The following is a 5,434-nucleotide window of genomic DNA, read 5'->3' as shown; positions in this document are numbered from 1 at the left end:
AATTTTATAATTCTTGGATATTTGTATGGAGCAGCTACTTCTTTGAACCACTGTTGTATATGTTTTTCTAATTCTATCGAAGCTTTATGTTTATCTTTTAAGACGATATGAGCACAAACTAGCATTCCTCGTTCTTTATCTGGAATTCCAATAACTGCGCATTCTAGAATATCTTTATGGGTTAAAAGTACGGATTCTACTTCAATTGAGGCAATATTATAACCAGAAGAAATGATCATATCGTCCCCGCGAGCAATAAACCAAAAATAGCCGTTATCATCTTTTTTAAAAATATCTCCTGTAATATTCCAACCGTTTTGAACGTAAGCTCTTTGTTTTTCTTCTCTATTTAGGTATTTGCATCCTGTAATTCCTCTAACAGCTAATTTTCCTATTTCGTTCGGTGGAAGTTCATTTCCTCTATCATCAATAATTTTAGCTTCATATCCAAGAATTGGAACTCCAGTTGCACCAGGTTTCATGTTATCTTCGTTGGATGATATAAATATGTGAAGCATTTCTGTCGCTCCAATTCCGTCAATGATTTTCAAACCTGTTGCATCATACCAATCTTGCCAAACTTGCAGCGGTAAAGTTTCTCCAGCTGAAACACATTTTCTCAAACTAGAAACGTTGAATTCATTAAGTTTTGTAGTTAATACTCTCCAAGCTGTTGGAGCTGTTAAACAAATTGTAATTTTATATTCCTGAATAGCTTTTAATAATAAATCTGGACTAGGCTTTTCTAGTAAAAAAGTGCAAGACCCAGAATACATAGGAAATAAGACTAACCCTCCTAGACCAAAGGTAAAAGCTAATGGTGGACTTCCTATAAAAACATCTTCTTTTTTGGGTTGTAAGGCATAAACTGGAAATGCTTCGCAAATGTTTAAAATGTCTTTGTGATAATGAGCTGTCATTTTTGGCAAACCTGTTGTTCCAGAAGTGAAACCAATTAAACAAACACTATCAGCTTTTGAATGATAGTTATCGAATGTTTTAGGTTTTGATTGCATTAATTGTTCTAAATCTCCATTTCTATAAAAACATTTTTTCTGTAAGAATTTAGATTTTACTTGATTCATATCTTCAGCCAAATCATTATCCGAAATTGCAATTGCAATTTCAGCACATTCAACTACTGTAGTTAATTCTTTAGTACGAAGTAGTGGCATAGTAGCTACAACAATTCCACCAGCTTTTAATATGGCAAACCAACATGCCACCATCATTGGATTATTTGCTGAACGCAACAAAACACGATTTCCAGAAACTAAGCCTAAATCATCTACTAAAACATGAGCAATTTGATTGGCTTTTTCGAATAAATCCTTATAAGTCCAAGTTTCTTCGAACGTACGAATACAAACCGCATCACCATCTCCATTTTGTATATGATTATCTAACAAACGTTCGACACAGTTCAGCATTTCTGGATGATGAAATTGTGGTAAATTGCATAAATAATCAGGTTGTAAGTCTATACTTGGTAGATTATCTTGTGCGAAATTGTCTGTATAATGCTTCATATTTTAAATTCCAATATTAAAAATTCTAAATTCCAATTAAAACGTAAATTTTGGAATTTGGAATTTGCATTTTGTGATTTATATTTTGTTGCTCTTTGGTTTTAAAACCTTTTTCATTCCTTCAACTTGTTTTCTTTCGGAAGCTTTTAAAGGATATAAATGAGAAATCCCCATTTTATATTGAACTGGAATATCTTCTGGTCGAAAACCTTCGTAAGCTTGAGCGTTTCTAACAAAATTTGGGTCTAATAACAACGGTCTTCCTAAAGCTACTAAATCAGCTCTTCCATTAAGGATTATAGTATTTATTTGATCAATATCTTGAATATATCCAGTTGTTATTGTTGGAACGTGCACTGAGTTTCGAATAGCATCTGAAAAAGGTGTTTGCCACATTCTTCCTGTTTGTGGCTTTTGATGTGCTACAGTATTTCCTGTTGAAACATTGATAATATCAGCTCCAACGTTTTTGAATGCAGTTACAATTGTTAATACATCTTCTTCTGAAATTCCATTTTCTGCCCAATCTGTTGCTGAAATCCGAACAGAAATTGGTTTTTCTTTTGGGAAAACATTTCTCATTTCATTGAAAACTCTCAATGGAAATTTTAATCGGTTTTCGATACGTCCTCCAAATTCATCTGAACGAATATTTGTTAAAGGTGAAAGAAAAGAAGCTAATAGAAATCCATGATGAGCTTGCAATTCAATCATGTCAAAACCAGCTTTATCTGAGTTTTTTGTAGCTTCAGCGAATTGAGAAGTTATTAAATCCATATCTTCCAAAGTCATTTCTTTTGGTGTAGAAAAATTTTCATTAAATGGAATAGGTGAAGCTGAAAGCAATTGCCATTTATCTTTTAAATCTTCTGTTTCCCATGGTTTTTTTGTAGCTCCTTTTCGACCTGAATGTCCTAACTGAATTCCGATTTTTGTAGTTGTATTTTTGTGAATAAAATCATTAATACGTTTCCATTCAACTATTTGATTTTCATTATATATTCCTGTACAACCTAAAGTTATACGTCCTGATTCTGAAACAGCGTTCATTTCGGTTAAAATCAAACCTAAACCACCAATCGCACGAGAAGTATAATGTTGAAAATGCCAATCATTTGCTAACCCGTTTTCGGCTGAATATTGTCCCATGGAAGACATTACTATTCTATTTTGTAATTCTAAATTTCTTAATTTGAACGTTGAAAAAGCAGCTGGAATTTGTTGTTGGTTGTTGGTTGTTGGTTTTAGGCAAGAATTAAACTCATGTAAAACTTTATTGGTAAAAGATTTGTCTCGAATTTGTAAGTTTTCGTAGGTAACTTTTTTAGAACGAGTCATGCATCCAAAGGCAAATTGGTAAAAAGGATGTTGTATGTGTCTGTCCATATTTTCAAACCAATCTAAAGAAACATTGGCAGCGTACTGAATCATTTCTACGCTATTTCTTCTTGATTTATCATAGTTTTGAAAAGCAGCTTGAATATCATTTGGATTAGTAATAATTGCATCCGATAAAGCAATAGCAGATTCCATGGCTAATTTTGTTCCAGAACCAATAGAGTAGTGGGCTGTGGCTTTTGAATCCCCTAATAAAACGATGTTATTATGATACCAATTTTCATTAGTTACATGCGGAAATTGCCTCCAATGCGATTTATTGGTAATTAGAGAATGTCCGTCTAATTCGGACTTAAATAATTCTTGTAATTTTTGAACTGTATCCGTTTCGTCATAAGTATCAAATTCGAATTTTCCCCATGTTTCTGGAGCGCATTCAAAAATCCAAGTACTCATTCCTTCTTCATATTGATAAGTATGCGCTGCAAAGGCTCCATGTTCTGTCTCTTTAAAGAAATAAGTAAATGCATCTAAAGGTTTTGTAGAACCCATCCAAACGAATTTATTTTTCTTTAGTTCTACTTTTGTTCCAAAGTCAGATTCAAATTTTGTTCTTATCAAACTTGATAAACCATCACAAGCAATGATTACATCTGAATCTGAAAACTGGCTTAAATCTTCTACATTGGCTTCAAAATGAAGATTTACACCTTCTTCTTTACAGCGTTGGTGTAATAACTGCAAAAGAGTTTTTCGAGAACAACCGCAAAAGCCGTTTCCAGCAATGTTGACTTCTTGTCCATCACGAGCAATTATGATATCATCCCAATACGCAAATTTACTTCGTATTAGCTCATAAGATTGCATGTCGCGTTTTAAGAATTCACCTAAAGTTTCATCTGAAAAAACTACCCCAAAACCAAAACTGTCGTCTGGACGATTACGTTCATAAATATCGATTTGACAATTTGGCATTGCTTTTTTAGTTAAAATCGAAAAATATAAACCTCCTGGACCACCACCAATTACTGTTATTTTCATTTTTAATCTGAATTTATTTACTTCACTAACTTAATGGATAAAAAAGTGTTCAGTGAATTTTTTCTCAGAATCTCGTCTAAAATTCTGAATTTTAAAGTAACCTATTTGAAATTATTTTTCTAAGGAACATTGATTTTCTATTCTCATAAAATCGAAAGCTCCTTTTCTTAGTTTTATTCTATATTCTAAATACCCTTTTAAACACGTTAAAAAATTAGCCCAACCAAATGAATTACCTGAAAGCCATTTTAGTCCTTTTAAGTCATTCTCCCTACTTTTTTCAGTAATAGTTACTAAAGTTGAATTGTTTTCTTTTTCGGTTAAAGTCATTTCAACTAAAAGTTCAATTTCATCTACTAACCAATAAAATGAGATGTATTCATCTTTAATAATTTTCCCAACTCTAACAGGGCAATCCATTTCAAATTCTGGAAAATTCCATATCAATTCACTTCCTTCTTCCATCATTCCAGTACTTTTAGAAATAAAGTAATAGCTCATCGTGTCCGGATTAATAATAGCATCAAAAACCTGATGAACGGGTTTCTGAATTTGCATTGCTACTTCAATTTCTAATTTTTCTGTTGTCATTTTATGCTCTTTTTATTGAAAAAATTTCTCCTAATGTTCCGTAATTTGATCCTGCTAAACGTGCTACAGGTTTGTATTTATTTAAATCAATGTAATTATTTTCCATTAATATAGAATCATCTATATGAATGATCTTTATTTTACCAATCACAACACATGCGCCACCATTGGTCTCGTTCTCGATGAAGTAGTGATGAATTTTTTCGCACTCCAGATGAACTAAACTTTCTTTAACTCTTTTGGGTTTAACCATAACAGAATCAATGGGTGTTAGTTTTGCCAATTCAAATTCATCCGTTAAAGCATCAACTGACTCAGAAGTTGCATTCATTTGCTCAACAACATCAAGTGTTACTAAATTTACAACAAACTCATTATTATTCAACACATTGTTTAAGGTATCTTTGTTTTTGTTATTATCTCTACGAGTTGAAAACATAACGCAGGGAGGATCACTTGAAACCATATTGAAATAAGAAAAAGGAGCAAGGTTGTTGATTTCCTTATCGTCAATTGTAGAAATCCAACCTATTGGTCTTGGAATTATGGGGACTCATGATCTCCTTCATAAGCTAATATTGCATAATTCTTTTTGCAAAATACAAAAAAACACATTTATAAATATTTCAATATAATTATTGATTTGCTATTTTTTTATTGTTATTTTTCTATAGATGATAAAAATAATTAGATTTTATATTGTTATTGATAATATATTGTTGCAAAATTAATATATTTATGCAAAATTTTTATATATGGAAATAATTGCTTGCCCGAAATGTCAAAATAATGACATTGTAAAAAGTGGAATCATTAAAGAAAGACAACGTTATCTGTGCAAAAAATGTAACTACTATTTTACAGTAAATAAACTTGGGAAAAGAATAGATGATTACTACGTAACAAAGGCTTTACAGCTCTATCTAGAAGGGCTA

At 31.8% G+C, this 5,434-nt stretch carries 4 protein-coding genes and 1 pseudogene; 1 reads left to right on the top strand and 4 read right to left on the bottom strand.

Annotated elements, in window-relative coordinates; translation table 11 throughout:
- The 4 genes from AACZ53_RS13555 to AACZ53_RS13540 all read right to left on the bottom strand — a co-directional run.
- Window positions 1-1,529, bottom strand: a 1,529-nt coding sequence (locus AACZ53_RS13555; RefSeq protein WP_339839514.1) for an AMP-binding protein, incomplete at its 3' end; no start/stop codon positions are given.
- A gap of 78 nt (window positions 1,530-1,607) precedes the next feature.
- A complete protein-coding gene (locus tag AACZ53_RS13550) occupies window positions 1,608-3,908 on the bottom strand; it encodes an FAD-dependent monooxygenase (RefSeq protein ID WP_339839512.1) in 2,301 nt (766 codons plus the stop codon).
- Between the two features lie 111 nt (window positions 3,909-4,019).
- Window positions 4,020-4,499 (bottom strand): SRPBCC domain-containing protein, encoded by a 480-nt coding sequence (locus AACZ53_RS13545; RefSeq protein WP_339839509.1) that lies wholly within the window; start codon window positions 4,497-4,499, stop codon window positions 4,020-4,022.
- Window position 4,500: 1 nt separating this feature from the next.
- Entirely contained in the window at window positions 4,501-5,031 is a 531-nt protein-coding gene (locus AACZ53_RS13540; RefSeq protein ID WP_339839517.1) for a flavin reductase family protein, read from the bottom strand.
- Between the two features lie 223 nt (window positions 5,032-5,254).
- On the opposite strand from AACZ53_RS13540, the pseudogene AACZ53_RS13535 reads away from it, so the two are divergent.
- A pseudogene (locus tag AACZ53_RS13535) lies at window positions 5,255-5,434 on the top strand (IS1 family transposase); the annotation flags it as partial.

Origin of the sequence: uncultured Flavobacterium sp., from assembly GCF_963975005.1 — a bacterium.
Lineage (GTDB): Bacteria > Bacteroidota > Bacteroidia > Flavobacteriales > Flavobacteriaceae > Flavobacterium.
Note: the sequence above shows the minus strand (reverse complement) of the source record. Positions and strands in the feature narration are given on the sequence as shown.